An 18,647-nucleotide genomic window follows, 5' to 3' on the forward strand; every position below is an offset into this window, starting at 1 on the left:
GATAATTTAACTTTGTCTTCAACTCACATTGAGCATAATCGACAGCCTCTGCTGTATTTGGCTGATTAAATTATGTTGGAAGCGCTTGCGGGTTTGGGGTGGATCTGGTCTTTGGGGCTGATCCTGGCTGTACTTTTTGTGTTGGCATACGAGTTTATCAATGGCTTCCACGACACCGCCAATGCGGTAGCCACTGTGATTTATACCAATGCCATGCCGGCCAGAGGCGCTGTGCTGGCCTCGGCGCTGTTCAATTTTGCCGGGGTGTTGCTGGGGGGGCTCGGTGTGGCGTACGCCATAGTGCATCTGCTGCCGGTCGGGCTCTTGTTGGACATGGACTCCTCCCAAGGCCTGTTGCTGGTGTTCTCCCTGCTGTTCTCGGCCATCGTCTGGAACCTGGGTACCTGGTTCTTCGGTATTCCCGCCTCCAGCTCCCACACTCTGATCGGCTCCATCATGGGGGTCGGTGGCGCCTATGCCTGGCTCAACGGCCAATCGCCGCTGGATGGGATCAATACCGGCAAGGCGATAGATATCATGCTCTCCTTGCTCTTGTCTCCAACCCTGGGCTTTATTCTGGCGGCGATTTTGCTGTTGGTGATGAAACGTATCTGGCGTAAGCCCAAACTGCATCGCACTCCGGCAGAGCAGATGGCGGTCAACGGCAAGAAGCATCCGCCATTTTGGGCCCGGATTACCTTGATAGCCTCAGCCATGGGGGTCAGTTTCGCCCATGGCTCCAACGACGGTCAGAAGGGCATAGGTCTGGTGATGTTGGTGCTTATCTGCATGGCGCCGGGTTATTTTGCCCTGGACTTGAACAGCCAGGGTTTCGATATGGACAAGACTCAGGATGCCAACCGGCGCATCATGGCTCTGTATGAGCGCAACCCGCAGCTGGTGGCTAACCTGGGTGAGCACGCCGCCGACAGTCGCTGTCAGGACTCGGCCATAGCTTCGATGCAAAGCCTGGATAGGCTCCTTGAGCAAGGGAGTACAGTAACAGAGTTGACCCAGGAACAGCGCCGGCAAGCCAGGCAGTTGATCCTTTGTATCGATGACAGCACCCGTAAGTTGGCCAAGCAGCCCTTGCCTGGCGCCGAGGCTACTCAATTGAAGCACTGGCGTGGTCAGCTTAACGCCATGACCGAATATGCGCCGCTATGGGTCATAGTAGCCGTTGCCCTGGCTCTGGGTTGCGGCACCATGGTGGGCTGGCGCCGGATTGTGCACACGGTTGGCGAGAAAATCGGTAACGGTGGCATGACCTACAGTCAGGGGATAGCCGCGCAGTTGACCGCCGCCGGTTCTATCGGTATCGCCAGTATGACAGGCATGCCGGTATCCACCACCCATATCCTGTCTTCGGCCGTGGCCGGCACCATGGTAGCTAACGGCTCCGGGCTGCAAAAAAATACTATCAAACAGATCCTGTTAACCTGGGTACTGACATTGCCTATGACCATAGTTTTGTCTGCCGGACTCTTTATGCTGGTGCAAACCCTTTTTGCTTAATAAGCACACAAATCATGTCAAGGGATTGGCATGATCCAAGCTTTTGGCAACTTTATCTCAGCGCATTCCGACAGCTTTTACAGATATATGCCAAAAACCCTCACGGATTAGCGAATGTTAACCCCGCGAGTCTTGTGGAATGCCGGAGGCATTGATAAAGTTAGCTGATTTTCATTTCTTCTGACTCCACAGAATACAGGCTAGTTACATGTTCAAGAAGCTGCGTGGCATTTTTTCTAACGATCTGTCGATCGATTTGGGTACAGCTAACACTCTCATTTATGTTCGTGAAGAAGGCATTGTATTGAATGAGCCTTCCGTGGTCGCCATCCGTGGCGAACGAAGCAGCTCTGGGCAGAAATCCGTGGCCGCAGTCGGTACTGAGGCGAAGCAGATGCTGGGACGTACCCCCGGCAATATTCAGGCCATCCGCCCAATGAAAGATGGGGTTATCGCCGACTTCTACGTGACCGAGAAGATGCTGCAGCACTTTATCAAGCAAGTGCACAACAACAGCTTTTTCCGCCCAAGCCCTCGGGTACTCGTGTGTGTGCCTGTAGGTGCCACTCAGGTTGAACGCCGCGCGATCAAGGAGTCAGCGATGGGCGCCGGCGCCCGTGAGGTTTACCTGATTGAAGAGCCAATGGCAGCCGCCATAGGGGCCGGACTGCCGGTTTCCGAAGCCACAGGCTCCATGGTGGTGGATATAGGTGGTGGTACCACTGAAGTGGCCATCATCTCGCTCAACGGCGTGGTTTACTCCTCTTCCGTGCGTATCGGTGGTGACAAGTTTGACGATGCCATCATCAACTATGTGCGCCGCAACTACGGCAGCCTGATTGGTGAAGCCACAGCCGAACGCATCAAGCACACAATCGGCACGGCTTATCCAGGCGATGAAGTACTGGAGATTGAAGTGCGCGGCCGTAATCTGGCCGAAGGGGTACCGAGAAGCTTTACCCTGAACAGCAATGAGATACTCGAAGCGCTGCAAGAGCCGCTGTCGGGCATTGTCAGTGCCGTGATGGTAGCACTGGAGCAGTCGCCTCCAGAGTTGGCGTCCGACATCTCTGAGCGCGGTATGGTGCTCACAGGTGGTGGTGCCTTGCTGCGGGATCTGGACCGTCTGCTGATGCAGGAAACCGGGATCCCTGTAATGGTCGCCGAAGATCCGCTTACCTGTGTGGCCCGCGGCGGCGGTAAAGCACTGGAGATGATCGATATGCACGGCGGTGACCTGTTCTCAGAAGAAAACTAATACTTTCCAGCACAGGCGGTATCTTACCGCCTTAGCTTTTCTATGAAGCCTATTTTTGTTCGCGGTATTTCAAATCAGTTCAGGTTGACACTGGCAGTGCTCATGTCGGTGATCCTGCTGGTTGCCAATGATCGTCTCGAACCTGCGAGACAGTCGCTGGCATCCTTACTGAGCCCTCTACAGTACCTGGCCAATGTGCCCGGTGAGCTGCTGGATTGGTCTGCCCAGAGTCTGGCGACCCGTGACATGCTGGAGCAGCAAAACAAAGAACTCTTGCGCCAGCAACTGCTGATGAGTGAAAGACTGCAGCGTTTTGAACACCTGCGCCAGGAAAACCAACGCTTGCGTGAACTGCTGGGCTCGCCCGTGCATATGGACTCGCGCAAGATGGTGGCCGAGGTGATGGAAGTAGCCAGCGACCCCTTCCATCACTATGTGGTGATCAACCACGGCAGCCGCAACGGCGTGTTTGTCGGTCAGCCCGTTGTGGATGCCCAGGGGGTTGTCGGCCAAGTGGTGCAGGTCAGCGAACTCACCGCCAGGGTGTTGCTGCTCTCCGACCCCAAACACGGCTTGCCGGTGCGTATTACCCGCAACGATGTGCGCCTGATAGCCAACGGTATAGGCGAACTCGATGAGATAGAACTCAGACACGTGGCCAAGAGTACCGACATCAAGGTCGGCGATTTGCTGGTGACTTCCGGGCTGGGCAACCGCTTCCCGGAAGGTTATCCGGTGGCGCGGGTGATTTCGGTTTCCCGGGACGATGGCCAGAGTTACCTTAAGGTCACGGCGCAGCCGCTGGCGGCGCTGGATCGAATCCGTTATCTGCTGCTTATCTGGCCTGAAGACCATCCCGGCGCCAAGCCTGAGTCACAAGAGCCGGCTGCAACCGACGCCAACAGTGGAGCCGAATCATGAGTCTGGAAAATGCCAATGGCCGTTTGGCGGTATGGCTGACCCTGCTGCTGGGTATGCTGCTGCAGATCATGCCGGTACCGGAAATGTTCAGCGCCTGGCGCCCCGATTGGTTGGTGCTGGTGATGATCTATTGGGCCGTGGCGCTGCCCCACAGATACAATATTCTCACCGCCTGGGTGTTGGGGGTGCTACTGGATATTCTACTGGGGGCTACCCTGGGGATCCGCGCACTGGCCATTTCCCTGGTGATCTATGTGGTGGTACTGCACTTTCAGAAGTTGCGTAACTTCCCCATGTGGCAGCAGTCTTTGGTGATCGCCAGCTTGATCTGCTTCTATCATCTGATTATTTTCTGGGCCCAGTTTGTGGTATCAGGGGCGCATTTCACCATGGAGCTATTCCTGCCTTCCCTGTCCAGCCTGGTTATTTGGCCCTGGGTCTTCTGGATACTGCGCCGCATCAGGCGCCACTACAAGGTACGTTAATATGCCGCTGATTTTGGCCTCAGCCTCCCCCAGACGCCGCGAGCTTTTGGCACAGCTGGCGCTGGGAAATCCGAACTTTGGTTTTGAGATCCTGCCCGCCGATATCGACGAGAGTCATCAAGCCGGGGAAACCCCGGAGCAGTTTGTCAGCCGTTTGGCCGAAGAGAAGGCTGCAGCAGGTTTAGCCCTGTGGTGCGGGAACCCTGAACATCAGCAAGGGTCTGATACTCTAGTGCTGGGCTCAGATACTATAGTGGTATTGGGCGACAGAATTTTGGGTAAACCCGTGGACAAGGCCGATGCCTGCGCCATGCTCAAGAGCCTAAGTGGCCGCAGTCATCAGGTGATGACTGCCGTGGCCTTGACCGATGGCAAGCACACAGAGGCGGCTATGGTGGTCACCCAGGTGTACTTCTGCGACTTGAGCGATGCCGATATTCAGGCCTATGTTGCTTCGGGCGAGCCCATGGACAAGGCGGGAGCCTATGGCATTCAGGGGCTGGGTGGCAGCTTTGTCGCCAAGATTGAAGGCAGTTATTCTGCGGTAGTGGGCCTGCCCATGGCCGAAACCCGGTCGCTGTTGCACAAGGCCGGATGTTTGTAAGCTCGCTTACACAAACTGACGAATTTTTAGCAGCTTTAACGCCCGCCAGCCGATAAAATCAATGAATTAACATCCAACAAGGGTAAATCGTGAATACCAGTCGCACAGTCAATAGCAAGGCTCCGCGGAAGATGGGGTCAGAACTGCTGATCAATGTGACGCCCACGGAAGCGCGAGTCGCATTGGTAGAACACGGTGTCCTGCAGGAAGTGCATATCGAGCGGCGTATGAAGCGCGGCCTGGTGGGCAATATCTACAAGGGCAAGATCAGTCGGGTTTTGCCCGGGATGCAGGCGGCATTCGTCGATATCGGCCTGGAAAAGGCGGCCTTTCTGCATGCCTCGGACATAGTGCCGCACACAGAGTGTGTTGCCGATGTGGAAAAGGGCAACTTCGTGGTGCGTGATATTGCCGAGCTGGTACGTCAGGGCCAGGACATCATGGTGCAGGTGGTCAAAGACCCCCTTGGCACCAAAGGCGCGCGGCTGACCACAGACATTACCCTGCCTTCCCGTTACCTGGTGTTTATGCCGGGCTCAAGCCATGTGGGCGTTTCTCAGCGAATAGACTCCGAAGAGGAGCGGGCGCGGCTGAAGAAGATTACCCTGCCTTTTGTCGACGATGACGGCGGCTTTATTATTCGCACCGCGGCCGAAGGCATAGGTGAGGATGAACTGGCGCAGGATGCTGCTTTCCTGCGGCGGGTGTGGGCCAAGGTCAGCGAACGGCGCAAAAGGCCCAAGGCCACGCTGTTGTATCAGGACTTGGCCTTGCCGGTGCGAATTGTCAGGGACTTTGTCGGTGCCGAGCTCGATCGCATTCAGGTGGACTCGGGCCACACCTTCGAGGAGCTGCTGCATTTCGCCCAGGAGTTCATGCCGGAAATTGCCGATAAGATAGAACACTACAGTGGCCCGGCGCCGATTTTCGATCTCTACGATGTGGAGAATGAGATTCAGCGGGCGCTGGAGCGTAAGGTGGAACTCAAATCCGGCGGCTATTTGATCATCGACCAGACAGAAGCCATGACCACTGTGGACATTAACACAGGAGCCTTTGTCGGCCACCGTAACCTCGAAGAAACCATATTCAACACCAACCTGGAAGCGACCCAGGCGATTGCCCGTCAGCTGCGGCTGCGTAATCTGGGCGGCATCATCATTATCGATTTTATCGATATGCTGCAGGATGAGCACAAACAAAGAGTGCTCAACAGCCTGGCCACGGCGTTGGCCAATGACAGAGTCAAGACCAATATCTCAGGTTTCTCCGGCCTGGGTTTGGTGGAGATGACCCGCAAGCGCACCCGCGAGAGCCTGGAGCATGTACTTTGTGGCGAGTGTCCTGCCTGCCGTGGTACCGGCTCGATGAAAACAGTAGATACCGTCTCCTTTGAGATCTTCCGCGAGATCATCCGCCTCAATCGCACCTATGATGCCGATGAATTCCTGATTTACTGTGCCCCTGCGGTACACGCCTGCCTGTCCGATGACGAGAACCACCTGGTGGCCGAGCTCGAAGTCTATATCGGCAAGCGTATTCGCATTCACTGCGAGCCCATGTATGTGCAGAGTAAATATGATGTGGTGATGGTCTAGTGCGGCTGTCTTTTTGCCCTCGAACCTTCGGCCGCTATTGCTGGCGCACCTTGGCCGTGACCTTGGTACTATTCGCCTTGATGGTGAGTCTCATCCGCGGGCTGTTGCCGCAACTGGATGAAGCCAAGCAGCAATTGGCCGACTATGTTGAGCGCGAATATGGCGTCGAGGTCAAGATAGGCAATCTGTCGGCCCGTTGGCAGGCTTTCGGCCCGGCGCTGACGGTTGAGGACTTGGTGTTACCGCCGCAGGAGCGTTTGCCGGTGACACTCATGGTCGACAAGGTCGATGTCAAACTGGATTTCTGGCAGAGCCTGATGACCGCCAGCCCGCAAGTGGAAGACGTGATCTTCGACGGGGTGCAATTGGCGCTGGATCTGGACCATCTGGGGCAGAAATCGACCGGCGCAGCCGAGGCCGTGAGCAAGCCGGCTCCTGCCACCAATATCGACTGGCTCTATGCCTTGCTGCTGGAGCAGTTGGACCGTTTCTCTATCCGCGATGCCAGTGTGCAGCTGTTGTCCAGCAGCCATGATTATCGCCCCATTCATCTGCGGGACCTCAGTTGGCGCAATAGCGGCAAGTTGCACCAGGGCCGCGGCGCTCTTTACCTGGATGAACAGGCAACGGCGACCGAACAACTCACTCTCAGGCTGGATCTCAAGGGCGATGGCTACAAGCCGGGCAGCATCAAGGGCCAGGCCTATCTGCAGGCGCAGTCGCTGGATCTCGGCAAGTGGGCCTCGCGCCAACCCAACCCTTATAACCCACAGGCCAAGTTGCCGCTGGAGGGGGTGGTCAACCTGGAGGCCTGGGTTGGCTTTGCCAATCGCGGCCTGGAATCCGGGGTGATCAAGCTGTTGCCCAGCTGGCTGCGCTGGTCACTCAGAGATGAGCCGCAGAAATTTGCCATAGATGGCGGTGTGATCGCCTGGCAGCCCATAGCCGACGGCTGGCGCCTGGACAGCAGTGAGCTCAAACTGGCAACCAATGACAAGCCTTGGCCCAAGTTGGAGTTCCATGCCATGGAAACCGCCGGGGTGCTTTACGGTAAACTCAATGAATTGCAACTCGATAGCCTGTTGCCTCTGTTGCCGCTGATTCCCGGCATGCCTTTGGAAGGCCTTTATAGCTGGCAGCAACTCAAGCCTCAGGGCAAGCTCGGGCCTCTGGCTATCTATCGCCCCAAGGACGGTGAACTGCAGGCCAAAGTGGCGCTGGAGCGGGTTAGCTGGCAGCCTGCCGAGTCCATTCCCGGCAGCACGCCAATCGATCTCTCCCTGGGATGGCGGGACAACTTCCTCAGCGCAGCACTGCCTAGCCAGGATTATAAACTGGACTTTGGCGATGGTTTCAAGGCGCCGCTCAGTTTTCGCGCCGATGCCTTTGAGCTGGGCTTCTCGCTCGACAGTCAAGCGCTGATGGTGCCGGCATTGCATCTGGGCAATGACGACATCAGCCTGGACGCCTCGATGCGTTTGCTGCTGGCCGATAAGCCACACCTGGCGCTGTCTTCCCGGGTCAAACTGCTCAACGCCGCCAATGCCGGGCGTTATTTCCCGCGCCATGCCATGGGCGAGTCGCTGGCCGCTTATTTGGAAGGCGCCATCAAGGCTGGTCGCAGCGATGATGCCGCCGTAGTCTGGCATGGTGAGTTGGCCGGGTTTCCCTATCAGGATCATTCCGGGGTATTTCAGGCAGGTTTCAATCTGACCCACGCCGAATATGCCTTCCAGCCTGATTGGCCGGCGGTGACAGATTTAAGTCTCAAGGCGCTGTTTGAAAATGCCCGGATGGATCTCTGGGTCAACAAGGGCAAGCTGTTGAATGTGGCGGCCGATGGCGCCCATGTCTATATTCCCAAGATGGATCACCGGAGTCTGCTGCGGGTCGAGGCGCAACTGGCGACTCAAGGCAAGGATGCTACTGAGGTGTTGCAGCGCTCGCCGCTTAAAGACAGTGTCGGTATCACCCTGGATGTTGTGCAGGTTCAGGGGCCTGTCAGTGGCAAGCTGGATCTCAGTATTCCGCTCTATGAAGGCGAAGAGGAGCAGATCCTGGGTGAAGTCCAGTTTGCCGGAGTGCCGGTTTATATCCGTGAGCCCGGGGTGCTGCTCGATAAGGTCAGCGGCAAGGTGAGTTTTCATAACGAGGTGGTCAAGGGCGAAGGCTTGAGTGCCAGCCTGTTTGGCCAGCCGTTGCAGTTTGGTTTTGATACCGGCAAGGTCAACCAGAATATGGGGCTCAATGCCAGGCTCAAGGGCCAGTGGAACCTCGCCAACTTGCCGTCCGAGCTGGACAATCCTCTCAGCGATTTTTATCAGGGCGCGTTGGATTGGCAGGGGAGTCTGAAGCTGATCTTTGATGAGATAGGCTATCGAATTCAAGCCAATGTCAATGCCGATCTCAAGCAGACAGAGTTGCTGCTGCCGCCGCCTTATCAAAAAGCCTCGGGGCAGGCGCTGACGCTCAAGGCCGAACTGCTTGGTGACAACAAGACCAGCTCCCTGGGCGTGCGTCTGGGGGATAAGGCCGAATTCTGGGGTGGCTTTGATGCCGACTCAGGTAAGGGCCTGAAACACTATGACCTGCTGCTGGGGCGCCTCTATCGCAGCGGCGATCAGTTGCAAAAACAGGATGGTCACTTACGGCTGGCCCTGGATGAGGTGGATTTTGCCCAGTGGCAGCCGCTGATCAACGCCTTTATCGGCGGTGGCAATCATGACAAAAAGGCAGCTGCCGAGAGCCAAACAGCAGTTCAAGCCCTGACTCAAGCTAAGACCCAGGCTGAGACTCAAACCGAAAGCACGGCCGGCACTACAAGCATTGCAGCCGACAAGGCTTTCTTCCCACCACTTAAGGGGATAGAGGCCAGAGTGAAACAACTTGAACTACTGGGGCAGCGTTTTACCGAGTTGCAACTCAGTGCCCGACCCGGAGAGCATGCCTGGCAGATAGAGGGACTGTCACCGGAGTTTTCCGGTCGGGTAGAGATCTACCCGGATTGGTACAGCCAAGGATTGAAGCTGGTGGCATCGCGCCTGTATCTGAATCCGATAGCTGCAGCAGCGGCTGAGCCCGATTCCAAAGCGCAATCCGAGCCCGAGCCTGAAACCAATCTACCTCAGGGCAGTGACCTGCCGCCGCTGGCGGTGGAGGTGGATGATTTCCGCTATCAGGATATGGCGCTGGGGCGTTTGTTGTTGCAAGCTAGCCCGTCTGCGACGGGCTATCAGATCCAGACTCTGGCGCTCAGCAGCGAGGATGCCAGTTTGCAGGGCAAGGGTGAATGGCTGAGCCGTGACGGTAACAACCGGACCCAGGTTGAACTCAATCTCAAGGGAGATAAATTTGATCTGTTGGCTACTCGCTTGGGACTGGATCCCGGCGTGAAAGACTCGCCGCTGGAGGTCAAGGCCGAGCTCAACTGGCTGGGGGCGCCGCTGGCGTTTAATCTGGAGAGTCTCAGCGGTAAAGTACGTTTCGATCTCGGCAAGGGGCATATCGAACAGCTCAGTGACAAGGGGGCGCGGATCTTCTCCCTGTTCAGTCTGGACTCGCTTTTACGCAAGTTGTCACTGGACTTTACCGATGTGTTTGGCAAGGGCCTGTATTACAACTCTTTTGGCGGCGATCTGAACCTGGAGAACGGGGTGCTCAAGACCACCAATACCGAGATGGACGCCATTGCCGGTAACATGAAGGTGCGCGGCTATACCGATCTGGTTACCGAGAGCCTCAACTATGATATTCGCTTTGTGCCGCAACTGGCCTCCAGCGTGCCGACTGTGGTGCTGCTCAGTACCAGCGCCTGGACCATGGGCCTGGGGGCTTTTGCCCTGACCAAGGTGCTGGAACCCGTGATTGAGATTATTTCAGAGATACGTTTCCGCTTGACCGGCACCATGTCAGAGCCCAAGCTGGAAGAGTTGGAGCGAAAGAGCAAAGAGATAGAGATCCCTGAGTCAGTACTGCCACGGCAACCCAAGTCGGCGCCTGGGAAAGGACAGACTCAAGTGCAGGACGATGAGCCTGCAGCCACGGATGCAGGCCAAGGCGATCAAGCCAAGTACAACAAAGCCAAAGTGCTTAATAGCGACCAAGAGAGGGCTGTTGAAGAGGGTGGCGCTGAGACTGAAAAACCTTTGCCTCAAGCCGATAAAGTCACGCCGCTGCCGCTCAAATCGCCGAGTGAACCCAAGACAGAAGTGCCAGTGAAACAGGAAGTCGAACATGCAAGTCAGTCTGCTACAGTGTCAGAGTTGCCGCGAGCCGGAACAGAACCTGCAATTTATCGTCTCGCAGCTTGAGACTCTTCCCTGCCAAGATAATGAACCCCAACTCGTGGTGCTGCCTGAGTGCAGCCTGCTGTTCGGCGGCCATGAGAGCATGCAGTTGGCCTGGGCCGGTGAGCCTGGGCAAAGCCCGCTAAAACGGCAGCTGGCCGAACTTGCCACCCAGTTTCAGGTATTCCTGCTGGCCGGCTCTATTCCGGTAGCCAGTGGCGATGGCCGGGTTTACAGCCGCTGTTATCTGTTTAATGATCAGGGGCAGGTACTCGGCGACTACGACAAGCTGCATCTGTTTGACGCGGAAGTGACCGACGGTACAGGCCAATACCGCGAGAGCGATACCTTTTGCCCGGGTGAGCGGATAAGCGTGGTGGATACCCCTTTTGGCCGCATCGGCCTGGCTATCTGTTATGATCTGCGTTTCCCGGATCTGTTTCGGGCGCTGCGTTTGCAAGGCGCCGAGATCATCGCCTTGCCCTCGGCCTTTACCAAGGTGACAGGCGAGGCGCACTGGGAAGTGCTGCTCAGAGCCAGGGCGATAGAAACCCAGTGTTTTATACTGGCGGCGGCGCAATGGGGCCAGCATAATCAAGGAAGCCGCGAGACCTGGGGCCAGAGCATGATAATCGACCCTTGGGGACGCATTCTGGCGCAGAAGGCCGAAGGCACAGGCTGGGTGCAGGCGCGTTTGGACAAGGCCGAGTTAGCGAGGGTACGCAGCGCCATGCCTGTAGAGACACACAATAGATTTTTGCCGCCGCAACTGGGCGACGGTAAGCGGAAATAACCAACAAGGCCACAGGGCCGGATTGAGAGAGACCCAATGCCATTTTTAACCCAAGTGGGACAGAGTTTACTGCAAGAGGGACTGCACCTCGACGATCTGCAAACTTACCTGGAGCGAATCCACCAACACCAGGTGGATTTTTCCGATCTCTATTTTCAGGGCAGCCGTCATGAAACCTGGGTGCTGGAAGATGGCATAGTCAAGGAAGGCAGTTTTCATATTGAGCGTGGTGTCGGTGTCCGAGCCATCAGTGGTGAAAAGACAGGTTTCGCCTACGCCGATGAGATAACGCCCAAAGCCTTGGCTGCCGCCGCCGATGCCGCCAGAGGCATAGCCCAGACTGGGGGCAGCTATCAAACTCAGGCCTGGAAGCGCCGCGGCGCCAAGGCGCTGTATCTGAGTGAAGATCCGATAGCGGCACTGGAAGAGGGCCGTAAAATTGCCCTGCTCAAGGAAGCGGATGCCTATATCCGCAGCCTTGATAGCCGCATCATTCAAGTGGTGGTCAGCCTGGCCGGAGTGCATGAAGAGATACTGGTAGCTGCCAGCGATGGTACTCTGGCGGCGGATATCCGGCCGCTGGTCCGCTTCAACTGCTCTGTGATCCTCGAAGAAAACGGCCGCCGTGAACGGGGCGGCGCTGGTGGCGGTGGTCGTCACCACTATCAAACCCTGATGGCTGCTGCTGATGACGGCCTGCCTATGTGTTTTGCCTTTGCCCGCGAGGCCGTGCGTCAGGCACAGGTCAACCTACAGGCGATAGACGCCCCCGCCGGTGAAATGCCTGTGGTTCTGGGCGCAGGTTGGCCTGGAGTCTTGTTGCATGAAGCGGTTGGCCACGGTCTGGAAGGTGACTTCAACCGTAAGGGCAGCAGCGCCTTCAGCGGTAAGATTGGCCAGCAGGTGGCCTCCAAGTTGGTCACTGTGGTGGACGATGGCACGCTGGAAAACCGCCGTGGCTCGCTGACCATAGATGATGAAGGTACCCCGGCGCACAAGACAGTGTTGATTGAGAACGGCATTCTCAAGGGCTATATGCAGGACAAACTCAATGCCCGCTTGATGGGACAAAAGCCCACCGGGAATGGCCGCCGCGAATCATACGCTCACTTGCCTATGCCGCGGATGACCAACACCTATATGCTGGCCGGTGAGTCGGCGCCCGCCGATATTATCAAGTCGGTGAAAAAAGGCCTCTACGCCCCCAACTTCGGTGGCGGTCAGGTGGATATCACCTCGGGTAAGTTTGTGTTCTCGGCCTCTGAAGCCTACCTGATTGAAAACGGCGAGATCACCAGTCCGGTGAAGGGCGCGACCCTGATAGGCAGCGGCCCGGAAGCCATGGGGCAGATCTCCATGGTGGGCACAGATCTTGAACTCGACAAAGGCGTCGGCGTTTGCGGTAAAGACGGCCAGAGTGTCCCGGTCGGGGTTGGGCAGCCAACGCTTAAACTGGACCGCCTGACGGTCGGTGGCACAGCCTGAGAAATGCTGTCGAATCCCTGATTCGGCAGCTTAGTTTAGCGCTGGTTCCTGCATTGCTCTTGGCAAAGTGATAGCCGCTGTGGCGGCAGAAAGTCTTGGAGCAAATGCATCCCTATTAACCTTAAACCGTTGGTGATTTTGCAGAAACAGGCTTGGCAAGGACAATTCTGCATGAACCTCCGAAAGTGAGCGTCTCAGAGAGTCTCAGACACTTTGCAGCGGGCTTCCTTGCAGCTCGGAAAGTGTTTAGGGTGTCTTGTATATTTGATATTAGCCGCTGTGCCAGCGGCATAAAGTCGTGGAGCTTCGCCCCACACCCGACCAAGAGGGGAACAACAGCAATCCCCTCTTGGATCTCCCTTGCCGCCCCACACGGTGTCGAAAGCCCCTCGGCCTAATGGCGCAAATAACTAGCGCTTCAGACGCTCATCCCTGATTCGACTGTCGCTGCTTCGGCATCCTTGCCTCAGCCACGTTATTTGCGCCAACGGCTGTCGGCGACACCGAGGGGGAAAGTCGGTGCAACTCTGCAATCATAGCGTTACTTGAAATTCCACAAACATACACCTATTTTCCAGGCATAGGCGGGACTGTGACCGTCGAAAACAGGGATGTTTTCGACGAGGCTACAGGGACGTATTCACGCCGTGTCACAGGATCGCCTGTGCGAGAGCGAACCGCAGGTGATGGGCTGCACCGTAGCCGGAAGCTCGGCCAATGCCTATTGGCGACACCTAAGGGGGAAGTTGGTGACATTCTGTAAAGTTTAAATCTACCAAAAGACAGGACAGTCAAATCTTTCTCAATACAACCTCCGGGTAATGGCATATCATGATAGCCGGGTTTAACACCATCAGAAGCCTGGTATGGTAATAAGGTGCAGCCAGTTAGACTTAAACCAATTAATGCCAATCAGCTTGCCAGCAAACAGTTAACCCGCATCAAATGACTAATCCGGTAATTGTTTGCAAAGGTCATCAAATAGCGCAAAACTTTCTGTTAGCACAGTTTGTAATTGCGTTTCGTTATAGCACCATGGCTGGTGTTGTGTACGCCAGTCTTTATCCCAGTCTATCTTTTCACCTCGCGCTAACCGCTCGGCCACGGCAATCTGTTGATAAGTTCCGCCACCAATTCGCTTATCTTCACGCCACAAGTCAAAGTTGAACACTACCCACTGCAGCATCTCCATCATAAGCCTCATATGGGGGTAGGCAAACTTTTTGGCATTTAGCTTGTAATATCCCCCTTCGCTTTTGTAAAAGCGAATCGGGTAAGGGAACTGGGCAACCAATGCCTGTCGACGCTCTGTCGGCACCTTAGGATTAAAGTCACCAGCGAGTTTAGGAAAGCGCACCAACATGGAGGCATAGCGCTCGGCAAAATCGACCTCGCGGGCAATGGTAATCACGGGTTGTGATACTTCACTCAGAATAAATTTGTGTTGTTGCTCTGTTAACATATCATTACTCATCTCGACTGTTTATGGTTTCCAGCCTGCAGGGGCTCGGCCCGAAATCTTAGCTCCCCCCTTGGGTGCAGCAATGGCCTTGTAGATCAAATCAATCCCAGGTAAGCAGGTTCCATCAGGGTTTGCGCTGTTAATTGAGCCGCTGGTAAAGAAAGACAAGACAGCCAGATCTTTTTGATGTTTCACACCCCCTCGACTAAACAACTGATCCTAATACTGCTACATTTCCGCTGTGCCGTGTCCGCTGCCAGGAAATGGTGAAACCGTTTCCATAAATCGCCATACCCTGCTGAGGCGTTTCAGCATGGTCTTGCAACTATGATTGCGCGTGACCGTTTCATGCAGCGCCAGCCATAAGCGCTCTATCTTGTTAATCCGAGGTGAGTATACAGGTGAAACAGTAGCTTGAACCTGGAATTGTGTTTGAGCCGGTAGTCCGCCTTTTTTGACCAGCTTTCCGGTTTTGTTTGGCCAGCATTCTGTTTAAAACTAAGCAGTTTCTCAATGTACTTGAATAATCTCTCGGGCCAATGTGTCTGGTCAATGTCTCAGGCTAACTTGTTGATGGGCTGTGAGGTAACAATTCATGGTGTTGATAAGCCAGTTGAGTCACATTTTGGAGTCTGGAGGGACTCGTGCAGACATACGCCCATTTCCTCGGTGCAGGTTTGCCGATACGACTGCTCGGCTTAAAGTCTGGAAACTGCTGCTATACGCAGCAGATTAGCTAAAGATCTTGGTGGGTATAACCCATTTCTCATACTTGGCGAGATAATCGTCGGCAAGCTTCACTCTTAGTGTTAGTTTCAATACAGCTTAAAAAAGACTAGGATCCAGTGGCTTGTCTGTTTTTTTACCCAGGTTTCGACAGGCCTTGCGCCGCCGCGCAGCAAGGTTAACTGGTGGCCGACAAGCGAGGATGATATCCTTTTTGCTCAGGAATTAGAGTTTTTACTCTAGGGGTGTAGATGAAATTGACCAAATTTGCCTGGTTGCTGTTGTGGTCGCTGGCGGTTCAGCCTGCGTTTGCCGCAGACTATAGTTTTGCCTCGGCCTGGCAACAGTTGCTGGAGGTGAGCGACAAGCTGGCGGCCGAAGGCCAGGAAGTCAGCCGCGCCGAGGCGCAGCAAGAGGCCGGGCGCGACCTTAATCTGCCATCGCTCAACATCAACGGCAGCAGGAAAAAGACAGGACAGCCAGATCTTTTTGATGTTTCGCACAGGCTTGACTAGGCTTTGAAATACCCATCAAAGCTCAATCGAGGTTGGTTATGACCACAGCCAGCCGCCAGTTGATAGATGCTGAAAGTACGCCCTTTTACCACGTGATTAACCGTTGCGTTAGAAGGGCATTTTTGTGTGGTGAAGATGCTCTGTCGGGGCGCAGTTACGAGCATAGACGTGGCTGGATAGTGGATAAAATCAGGCAGTTGTCGTCAATATTCTGCATCGACGTTTGCGCTTATGCGGTTATGAGCAATCACTACCATTTGGTGCTGGCATCCAAATTCATCCACGGATAAGGTCTGCTCACTATCCTTGGCTCACGCCCATAAGCCCACTCACCGCTGGCCACTTTAATTTGCGCCAACAGGCTCTCGGCAACGCCCAAGTGCAGCGCAATTCTGTAAGTCTAAATTCGTGAGTTTAGGATGTGTGTCTATTCCTCGGTGCAGGTTCGCACCTTCCTTAGTTTCAATACAGCTTAAAAAAGACTAGGATCCAGTGGCTTGTCTGTTTTTTTACCCAGATTTCGACAGGCCTTGGAGGTCTTGCGCCGCCGTGCAGCAAGGTTAACTGGTGGCCGACAAGCGAGGATGATATCCTTTTTGCTCAGGAATTAGAGTTTTTACTCTAGGGGTGTAGATGAAATTGACCAAATTTGCCTGGTTGCTGTTGTGGCCGCTGGCGGCTCAGCCTGCGTTTGCCGCAGACTATAGTTTTGCCTCGGCCTGGCAACAGTTGCTGGAGGTGAGCGACAAGCTGGCGGCCGAAGGCCAGGAAGTCAGCCGCGCCGAGGCGCAGCAAGAGGCCGGGCGCGACCTTAACTTGCCATCGCTCAACATCAACGGCAGCTATACCAGGCTGGAAAAACCGATAGAGCTGGATCTGCGCGATCTCAATCCACTCGCCTCTATGGATCCCGCCACTCTGCCACCGGCCATAGGTGGCATTATCGGCTCGCTTCCCGGCTCCATGTTTGTGACTCCTTTTACCGAGCAGGATGTGTTCCGAGCCAGCTTACAGGCGATGTGGCCGATTTATACCGGTGGCCAGATCTCTGCCGCTCAAGGCATTCAGGCGGCTCAGGTGGCTGAGAAGAAGCAGCAACTGGAGTTGGCGCGGCGTGAGCTGTTTACCACTCTGGTAGACAGATACTATGCCGTCACTGTGACCCAGGCTTTGGTACAGACCCAGGCTCAGCTGGTGGCATCGCTGGAAAAGCATTACAGCCACGCTGAAAAACTGGAACAACAGGGGCAGATCGCCAGAGTCGAGCGCCTCAATGCCCAGGTGGCACTGGATCAGGCCAAGGTCGACCTCGGCAGTGCCAAACGCCGCCATGAGATGGCGCTGATAGCCCTGTCACGCCTGCTGCACCAGACTGATATCGCCACCAAGTCGCCGCTGTTTATGGCGCCAAGCTCCCCTTCATTGCCGCAGTTGACCGAGCTGACGCTGAAGCAGCATCCAGCCTTGCGCTTGTTGGAGGCGAAAGAGACCCAGGCTCAGGGCCTGGTCGATATGGAAAAGGGAAAATACTTCCCCACGGTTTTCCTCTACGGTAATTACACCCTCTATGAAGACGACAGCCTGTTTTCCAAGGTCGAACCCGACTGGATGGTAGGCGTCGGAGTCAAGGTGCCGCTGCTGTCCCGTGATGGTCGCAGTGGCAAGGTGCAGGCGGCCAAGAGCGCCCTGCTGCAGGCCAGATACACCAAGGCACAAACCCGTCAGGATCTCAGTCTGTTGGTGGATCAAAGCTATCGCCAACTGCTGCAGGCCGAAGAGGAGGTTAATGCCTTGAACAGTTCTCTGGCGCTGGCAGAGGAAAACCTCAAGCTGCGGGAATTGGCTTTCAATCAAGGGCTGTCTACCTCCATCGACAGGGTGGATGCCGAGCTCAAACTCAGTGCGGTACGCACCAAGCAGTTGGCGGCTCAATATCGTTATGTTCAGGCCTATGCCCGCTTGATGGCGGTCAGTGGCCAGTTGGATGAATTTATCGGACGCAGTGACAAGCAGGAGATACAGGATGCGGGTTAATCCTTTGGTGGCCATAGTGGCCCTGGTAACCATAGTGGCGGCGCTGGTATATGGGCTGATCCTGGCTTACTCCCCCAAGCCACAGCTGTTGCAGGGGCAGATAGAGGCCAGGGAATACAATGTGTCTTCCAAGGTGCCGGGCCGGGTAGAGCAGGTGTTGGTGCGCCGCGGAGACAGTGTCAGTGAAGGGGATCTGCTGTTTGCTATCGACAGCCCCGAGCTCAACGCCAAACTGATGCAGGCCGAGGGTGGCCGCGATGCCGCCAAGGCGATGCAGCAGGAAGCCGACAGCGGTGCCCGTAAGCAGCAGGTTGCCGCCTCCCGCGAGCAGTGGCTCAAGGCCAAGGCCGCCAGTGAGCTGGCCAAGACCACCTTCGACCGGGTAGAAAACCTGTTCCGCGATGGCGTACTTGCCCGGCAAAAGCGTGATGAAGCCTTTACCCAATATCAGGCCGCCAAGTATACCGAGCAGGCCGCCTATGCCATGTATCAAATGACCGAAGAGGGCGCCCGGGAAGAAACCAAGGCCGCCGCAGCCGGTAATGCCCGTATGGCCGAAGGTGCAGTGAAAGAGGTCAGTGCCATACTCGCCGACAGCCAGATGCGCGCGCCCAAGGGCGGTGAAATCACCGAGGTGCTGTTGCAGGTGGGCGAGCTGGCACCCAGTGGCTTCCCTGTGGTCAGTTTGGTGGATATGACAGATGCCTGGGCCGTGTTTCAGGTGCGTGAGGATCAGCTCAAGCAGTTCAAGAAGGGCGAGCGTATGACCCTGACACTGCCGGCGCTGCAACGTAGTGTCGAGTTTGAGGTCAGCCACATCAGCGTGCTGGGCGACTTCGCCACCTGGCGGGCGACCGAGAGTGGCCACGACTTTGATATGCGTACCTTTGAAGTGGAGCTCAGGCCGCTTGAGCCGGTAGCCGATCTGCGGGTGGGCATGTCAGTATTACTTGAAAAGTCTTGAT

At 55.7% G+C, this 18,647-nt stretch carries 13 protein-coding genes and 2 pseudogenes; 13 read left to right on the top strand and 2 right to left on the bottom strand.

Translation table 11 applies throughout. The annotated features are described in order from the left end of the window. The first annotated feature begins 72 nt into the window (after positions 1 to 72). The 9 genes from ON072_RS03865 to tldD all read left to right on the top strand — a co-directional run bounded on the left by ON072_RS03865 (position 73) and on the right by tldD (position 12,945). Positions 73 to 1,515: an inorganic phosphate transporter gene (locus ON072_RS03865; RefSeq protein ID WP_101058391.1), complete on the top strand. Its 1,443-nt coding sequence runs from the start codon at positions 73 to 75 to the stop codon at positions 1,513 to 1,515. A 208-nt stretch (positions 1,516 to 1,723) separates the two neighbouring features. After that, the gene (locus ON072_RS03870; protein ID WP_025011854.1) at positions 1,724 to 2,773 is read left to right on the top strand and encodes a rod shape-determining protein; all 1,050 of its coding nucleotides are present in this window, start codon (positions 1,724 to 1,726) and stop codon (positions 2,771 to 2,773) included. 42 nt (positions 2,774 to 2,815) lie between these two features. Continuing rightward, positions 2,816 to 3,694 carry a rod shape-determining protein MreC gene (gene mreC, locus ON072_RS03875; RefSeq protein WP_117200019.1) on the top strand — a complete coding sequence of 293 codons (879 nt, stop codon included), beginning with the start codon at positions 2,816 to 2,818 and terminating at the stop codon, positions 3,692 to 3,694. After that, entirely contained in the window at positions 3,691 to 4,179 is a 489-nt protein-coding gene (gene mreD, locus ON072_RS03880) for a rod shape-determining protein MreD (protein ID WP_025011856.1), read from the top strand. Before mreC ends, mreD begins: the two co-directional genes overlap by 4 nt. Position 4,180: 1 nt before the next feature. Continuing rightward, the gene (locus ON072_RS03885; protein ID WP_045282606.1) at positions 4,181 to 4,783 is read left to right on the top strand and encodes a Maf family protein; all 603 of its coding nucleotides are present in this window, start codon (positions 4,181 to 4,183) and stop codon (positions 4,781 to 4,783) included. Between the two features lie 131 nt (positions 4,784 to 4,914). Beyond that, positions 4,915 to 6,381 (top strand): ribonuclease G, encoded by a 1,467-nt coding sequence (gene rng / locus ON072_RS03890; RefSeq protein WP_044735291.1) that lies wholly within the window; start codon positions 4,915 to 4,917, stop codon positions 6,379 to 6,381. Beyond that, a complete protein-coding gene (locus ON072_RS03895; RefSeq protein ID WP_261752695.1) occupies positions 6,381 to 10,691 on the top strand; it encodes a YhdP family protein in 4,311 nt (1,436 codons plus the stop codon). The genes rng and ON072_RS03895 overlap by 1 nt, the downstream gene beginning before the upstream one ends. Then, positions 10,615 to 11,460 carry a carbon-nitrogen hydrolase family protein gene (locus ON072_RS03900; RefSeq protein WP_261752694.1) on the top strand — a complete coding sequence of 282 codons (846 nt, stop codon included), beginning with the start codon at positions 10,615 to 10,617 and terminating at the stop codon, positions 11,458 to 11,460. The genes ON072_RS03895 and ON072_RS03900 overlap by 77 nt, the downstream gene beginning before the upstream one ends. 36 nt (positions 11,461 to 11,496) lie before the next feature. Then, positions 11,497 to 12,945 (top strand): metalloprotease TldD, encoded by a 1,449-nt coding sequence (gene tldD / locus ON072_RS03905; RefSeq protein ID WP_159352778.1) that lies wholly within the window; start codon positions 11,497 to 11,499, stop codon positions 12,943 to 12,945. Positions 12,946 to 13,894: 949 nt separating this feature from the next. On the opposite strand, the gene ON072_RS03910 is transcribed toward tldD, so the two are convergent. Then, entirely contained in the window at positions 13,895 to 14,419 is a 525-nt protein-coding gene (locus ON072_RS03910) for a hypothetical protein (protein ID WP_243757051.1), read from the bottom strand. Positions 14,420 to 14,635: 216 nt separating this feature from the next. Continuing rightward, positions 14,636 to 14,844: pseudogene (locus ON072_RS03915) on the bottom strand (IS630 family transposase); the annotation flags it as partial. 540 nt (positions 14,845 to 15,384) lie between these two features. On the opposite strand from ON072_RS03915, the gene ON072_RS03920 reads away from it, so the two are divergent. The 4 genes and pseudogenes from ON072_RS03920 (at position 15,385) to ON072_RS03935 (ending at position 18,646) form a co-directional block, all read left to right on the top strand. Further along, entirely contained in the window at positions 15,385 to 15,648 is a 264-nt protein-coding gene (locus ON072_RS03920; protein WP_261752693.1) for a hypothetical protein, read from the top strand. 38 nt (positions 15,649 to 15,686) lie between these two features. Then, positions 15,687 to 15,914: pseudogene (locus tag ON072_RS03925) on the top strand (alpha-amylase family glycosyl hydrolase); the annotation flags it as partial. A gap of 367 nt (positions 15,915 to 16,281) precedes the next feature. Continuing rightward, positions 16,282 to 17,682 carry a TolC family protein gene (locus ON072_RS03930; protein ID WP_144438242.1) on the top strand — a complete coding sequence of 467 codons (1,401 nt, stop codon included), beginning with the start codon at positions 16,282 to 16,284 and terminating at the stop codon, positions 17,680 to 17,682. Then, a complete protein-coding gene (locus ON072_RS03935; RefSeq protein WP_028781331.1) occupies positions 17,672 to 18,646 on the top strand; it encodes an HlyD family secretion protein in 975 nt (324 codons plus the stop codon). Before ON072_RS03930 ends, ON072_RS03935 begins: the two co-directional genes overlap by 11 nt. The last annotated feature ends 1 nt before the right edge of the window (position 18,647 follow it).

The organism is Shewanella sp. K8 (assembly GCF_028823715.1).
Taxonomy (GTDB): domain Bacteria; phylum Pseudomonadota; class Gammaproteobacteria; order Enterobacterales; family Shewanellaceae; genus Shewanella; species Shewanella algae.

Bases quoted from the DNA above. Each gene is read 5' to 3' on its own strand.
- ON072_RS03865 (WP_101058391.1), top strand. From the start codon at position 73: ATGTTGGAAGCGCTTGCGGGTTTGGGGTGGATCTGGTCTTTGGGGCTG.
- ON072_RS03870 (WP_025011854.1), top strand. From the start codon at position 1,724: ATGTTCAAGAAGCTGCGTGGCATTTTTTCTAACGATCTGTCGATCGAT.
- mreC (WP_117200019.1), top strand. From the start codon at position 2,816: ATGAAGCCTATTTTTGTTCGCGGTATTTCAAATCAGTTCAGGTTGACA.
- mreD (WP_025011856.1), top strand. From the start codon at position 3,691: ATGAGTCTGGAAAATGCCAATGGCCGTTTGGCGGTATGGCTGACCCTG.
- ON072_RS03885 (WP_045282606.1), top strand. From the start codon at position 4,181: ATGCCGCTGATTTTGGCCTCAGCCTCCCCCAGACGCCGCGAGCTTTTG.
- rng (WP_044735291.1), top strand. From the start codon at position 4,915: ATGGGGTCAGAACTGCTGATCAATGTGACGCCCACGGAAGCGCGAGTC.
- ON072_RS03900 (WP_261752694.1), top strand. From the start codon at position 10,615: ATGCAAGTCAGTCTGCTACAGTGTCAGAGTTGCCGCGAGCCGGAACAG.
- tldD (WP_159352778.1), top strand. From the start codon at position 11,497: ATGCCATTTTTAACCCAAGTGGGACAGAGTTTACTGCAAGAGGGACTG.
- ON072_RS03910 (WP_243757051.1), bottom strand. From the start codon at position 14,419: ATGAGTAATGATATGTTAACAGAGCAACAACACAAATTTATTCTGAGT.
- ON072_RS03920 (WP_261752693.1), top strand. From the start codon at position 15,385: ATGAAATTGACCAAATTTGCCTGGTTGCTGTTGTGGTCGCTGGCGGTT.
- ON072_RS03930 (WP_144438242.1), top strand. From the start codon at position 16,282: ATGAAATTGACCAAATTTGCCTGGTTGCTGTTGTGGCCGCTGGCGGCT.
- ON072_RS03935 (WP_028781331.1), top strand. From the start codon at position 17,672: ATGCGGGTTAATCCTTTGGTGGCCATAGTGGCCCTGGTAACCATAGTG.